The 4,335-nt window shown below is 25.3% G+C and carries 6 protein-coding genes; 4 read left to right on the forward strand and 2 right to left on the reverse strand.

The genetic code is table 4. From position 1 onward, the window contains the following. Window positions 1-192: 192 nt before the first annotated feature. Window positions 193-570 (forward strand): ribosome hibernation-promoting factor, HPF/YfiA family, encoded by a 378-nt coding sequence (hpf, locus tag EHV01_RS03585; RefSeq protein WP_422066235.1) that lies wholly within the window; start codon window positions 193-195, stop codon window positions 568-570. A gap of 54 nt (window positions 571-624) precedes the next feature. Here hpf and EHV01_RS03590 read toward each other — a convergent pair whose 3' ends face one another. Together EHV01_RS03590 and EHV01_RS03595 are read right to left on the reverse strand one after the other, a co-directional pair. Next, window positions 625-1,065: a hypothetical protein gene (locus tag EHV01_RS03590; RefSeq protein WP_114565104.1), complete on the reverse strand. Its 441-nt coding sequence runs from the start codon at window positions 1,063-1,065 to the stop codon at window positions 625-627. Window positions 1,066-1,131: 66 nt separating this feature from the next. Further along, the gene (locus tag EHV01_RS03595) at window positions 1,132-1,422 is read right to left on the reverse strand and encodes a hypothetical protein (protein WP_422066236.1); all 291 of its coding nucleotides are present in this window, start codon (window positions 1,420-1,422) and stop codon (window positions 1,132-1,134) included. 197 nt (window positions 1,423-1,619) lie between these two features. Here EHV01_RS03595 and EHV01_RS03600 point away from each other — a divergent pair, with 197 nt between their 5' ends. The 3 genes from EHV01_RS03600 to EHV01_RS03610 all read left to right on the forward strand — a co-directional run bounded on the left by EHV01_RS03600 (window position 1,620) and on the right by EHV01_RS03610 (window position 4,237). Next, complete coding sequence (locus tag EHV01_RS03600; RefSeq protein WP_422066237.1) at window positions 1,620-2,171, forward strand: DJ-1 family glyoxalase III; 552 nt, start codon at window positions 1,620-1,622, stop codon at window positions 2,169-2,171. Window positions 2,172-2,456: 285 nt separating this feature from the next. Next, entirely contained in the window at window positions 2,457-4,037 is a 1,581-nt protein-coding gene (locus EHV01_RS03605; protein ID WP_422066238.1) for a lipoprotein, read from the forward strand. 110 nt (window positions 4,038-4,147) lie between these two features. Then, window positions 4,148-4,237, forward strand: coding sequence for a lipoprotein (locus tag EHV01_RS03610; protein ID WP_422066239.1), 90 nt, complete (start codon window positions 4,148-4,150; stop codon window positions 4,235-4,237). The last annotated feature ends 98 nt before the right edge of the window (window positions 4,238-4,335 follow it).

Below are 4,335 nucleotides of genomic sequence, written 5' to 3' on the forward strand. Positions count from 1 at the left end.
CAAACCAACAATCAACGGTATTATATTTTAACGTTTAAAAAATTTAAAGCAAAATCATAATCTTACACAAAATTAGTTTTCAAATTGTCATATTGATGATTTTTTTTATTTCATCAAGAGTTTTCGACAAAATTAAAGTAAAATTATCTTTTRTTTTGTTATAATGATGATATAGAAGTGAGGCGAATATTTATGGAATACAAAATTCGTAGTAAAAATATTATTATTACCGATGCAATGAACCAACATTTAGTTGATACTTTTAATAAGTTATTAAAATATCAACAAGTTAATGAAAATGATCTTGCTCATGTTGACATTGAATTTACGAAAGAAAACAATATTGTAATTCATACTGCAATTGATATTAGAGGGCGAAATAATTTTTTAAAAGCAGAAGTTCGCAATAGTGATTTTTATAAGGCAGTTGATCAAAGTTTATATAAAGTTGAAGAACAATTACGAAAAATTAAAGGCAAACAAGAAGACCGTCATAATAAAAATCAATCATTAGGAAAATTTTATAGTGAAGTGATTGCTGCAGAAGAGGAAGAACTTGATCTTGAATAATGTTCATAAATAAAAAATGTTTAACTAAATTTAGTTAAACATTTTTTATAATAATTACTTGTTATTACTTGGTGTACTTGCTGTGTTTGTTTTATTAACACGAATTGCTCCAATTCCTTCTAATAATCATATTAAAGCACCAATTAGAGCAATTAATTCACCAACAACAATTACTCATGTTGAAACTTCTTTTGTTGAAGTAATAATTGCACCAATCATTCCAATAATTGCAATAGTAATAAAAATAATTCCGGCAACTAATTTAGCAATTTTATGACGAATAAAGGTTGCAACACAGATAAATAAGAAAGCTGTAATCAAAATAATTGCACCATTATCACCAGTATTATTGTGAACAAAAAGTTTTGTGTTAACATTAACGTTTGGAAAAGAATTTAAGATTGCTAAGATAAATAATCATAACCCAGAAATTCAAATCATTACTTTTTGGAATGTTACATTAATTTTAATTGTTGCATATTTCATTTTTGCCATTGTTTTTCCTCCTTAACCATAACATTATTTATATTATAACTTAGTTTTAAAAATATTAATGATAAATTAAATAATTCGTAAAATATCGTTTGGTTTAATATTTAAAAAATTAATCATTCCAGGAGCAAGACAATAGACAAAATAACATTGTGGAAAATAATGACTCATTTTTTGTGGTCCAAAATTTTGAATTGTTTGAATAACTTCAAAATTTTTATTGCAAAAAATAACATCAAGTTGATAAAAAATTCCAAAACTATTAAAACCACGTACTTTCCGTAATAAATATCCATCTTTCATTGTGATGTCATTTGGTTGAATTAAACTCGTGAATTTTTCCCGAAAAGTTTTAATCACATGAATATTAATGTCTTGTGGAATACTATTAACATACGATTTTTTAATAAATAATATTTTTTATTTCGTTTATGTTTTGTCCGATGAAATTTATAAACTACTTTTGAGAAAAATCCCATGCATAACACCTTTTTCCTTTTTTCTTAACAATTATATAAAATTATATTATAATTACCAAGAGAAAAGAGGTGTTATTTATGAAATTTGCATTGTTTTTAGCAACAGGTTTTGAAGAAGGCGAAGCAATTATTACAACTGATGTGTTACGACGAGGAGGCATTAAGCTAGAATTAATTAGTATTACTAAAGCATTAGAAGTTGTTTCATCCCATGATGTTACGATTAAGGCTGATAAATTAATTGAAGATATTAAATATGAAGATTATGATGGTTTCATTTTACCAGGTGGTCGCATTGGTGTTGATAATATTGCAAAAAATGAGATGTTAAAAGATTGGTTATTAAAAGCTAATAATGATCAAAAAACAATTGCTGCAGTTTGTGCAGCACCCCAAATTTTAGGACATTTAGGAATTTTAGACAATAAAGAAGCCACTAGTTATCCGGGATGTATCGAAGGAATGGAAAAGGCAATTTATAATGATGAAATGGCTGCTATTACTGATGGTAATATTATTACTGGGGCTTCAGTTGGTTCAACAATGAATTTTGCTTTAGCAATTGCTGATCGAGTTTTAGGAGCAGAAAAAGTAATGAAACTTCAAAATGAATTAGTAATTCGTGATTAATTTATTTATATTAAATGTTTGCATAATAAATTGTAAAAGAGTAAGATTAATATACCTCAAATGAGCACATTAATTTTGTATAAATTTTTTAGCAACTCTAAAAAGTCATTCTGATAAATTTTCTTAATCCTTTGTTCAGATAAAAAAGAGTTTAAAATTTTAGTTGAGGTAGATATGTTACTTTGTTATATTTAAATAACAATACGGTTTTTAATTATAATTTAAATAAATATTAGTTTATATTTTGTTTTATTTAAAACTGAACTACAATAAGGAGGAAAGAAAATGAAAAAGTTACTAGCCTTTTTAGGAGCTATTTCATTAGTAGGGTCAAATGCTGCTTTAATGACAGCATGTACTAGTAAAAGAGAAGATGCAAATCTTGAAAATCTTAAGCGCGAATTGTCACAATATGTTGAAACACCTTTTTTTGCTTCATCATCAAATGCAACAAGTGAGGAGTTCGCAACAATGTTAAGTAGTCGTCTTAATTTAGGCAGTTATAAATTAGCTGTTAAAAATGATGCAACATTTGTGCAACCAAAGATTATTGATAATAATCATTCAGATGAAAAAATAGCACAAGCTAATATGTCAACTATTTTACAACAACAAGACTCTAAAAAAGGTTTAGATGTTGTTAATGGAACTGCTAGTGTTAATATTTTAAAAAAAGATAAAGAAGAATTCAATGTTAAAATTCAATGAGTTACAAATGAGTTAATTCTTTTAAAAAATACTGTCAATAAAATTGACAATATGAGTAGTAAATTACAAAATATTAATTTACCATTGCCGCCATTAGTAAAAGGAGTAAATATAACTTTTGCTGATTTATATACTTTTATTGGCTTATTGCCTTTACCAGAGAAAGAAATTATGGAGATTGATTTAACTAAAATTAATGAACCAGATTTTCTTGAAAAATTTGACACACTATTAAATATTATTGCTGAAAATCTTAAGACTTTACAATTTGATATTAGTGGTTATCTTAATAAAGATATTTCTTTTAATCAAATTCTTGATGGAAAAGGAACAGTTAAAGACCTTTTACATAATATGGCACCTGATTTAATTGCTTTATTACAATGATTTGTTAGAGAAGGAAAAGAAAAAATTGAATCAACACATAATACAGTTCTGCCATTAATCCAATATTTATTCTCACCAGTTAATACCAATTTAAAAGAAAATATTAAAGTTGCTTTTGGTAAAACAGGGTATTTTTATCAAAATACTAATACAAATTTAGACAGTTTAATATTTCATACTTTAACTGGTTATCGAAGTGATTACAAAGAAACGGATAGTAAATATCGATTATCATTTTTCGTTGTTGAAATTAACCAAAATAAAGTAAAGTTACTTAGTTTAAAACCAACTTTATTAATTGGAAGTATTTTAGATATTTTTGCTGCAAAAGGTGACAAAAGAATTGATGCTGTTAACACAAATCTTGTTCAGCCAAAGACATGACAAGAAATTAATACAATTGTCACTAGTTTTCTTCCTAAAATTGAGTTTTTCTTAGGTCCACAATTAATGAATTATGCTGGTTCTAATATTTTACGTGATTTTGGAATAAGTAATACTGAGTTAAAAAGTAATGATGTTACAATGAGTGCCGGAACAGTTAAATTACAATTTAAAACTCCTGGGCAAGATGGTAAGTGAGAAAATTTTAGGGCAATTATTGATGATAATAATACTCCTAACTTAACACAAATTTTAAATGCTGTTGACTTTAAATTAAGTTTTACAAATATTAAATTTAAAGTTACAACAAAAATTAATGACAAAATTGCTTATGAAACTAGTGGTGAATCTCGTTTTGATTTGTGGTTATCAGATAATTATGAATAATATATATAATGAAAAAGTTTTCAATTTTTAATTGAAAACTTTTTTAATTCTTTTTTTGTTTATAATTAATTTAGAATAATGTACAAAAAATAAAAGGAGTTAGATTATTAATGAAAAAAATATTATTGATATTAACTAGTTTAGGAACTATAATATCACCTAGTTTTAATTTAATTGCTTGTAATCTGCCACAACAATAGACTTCTTGCATAACCTATTAAAATAATTGTAAATATTTTTAAAAAGATACTAATAGCAAATTATAATTTTAATTAATTATGTCTTTTATTTAAAAATA

It is taken from the genome of Spiroplasma sp. hy2, from assembly GCF_044714365.1.
Classification (GTDB): Bacteria; Bacillota_I; Bacilli_A; order Mycoplasmatales; family Mycoplasmataceae; genus Spiroplasma; species Spiroplasma phoeniceum.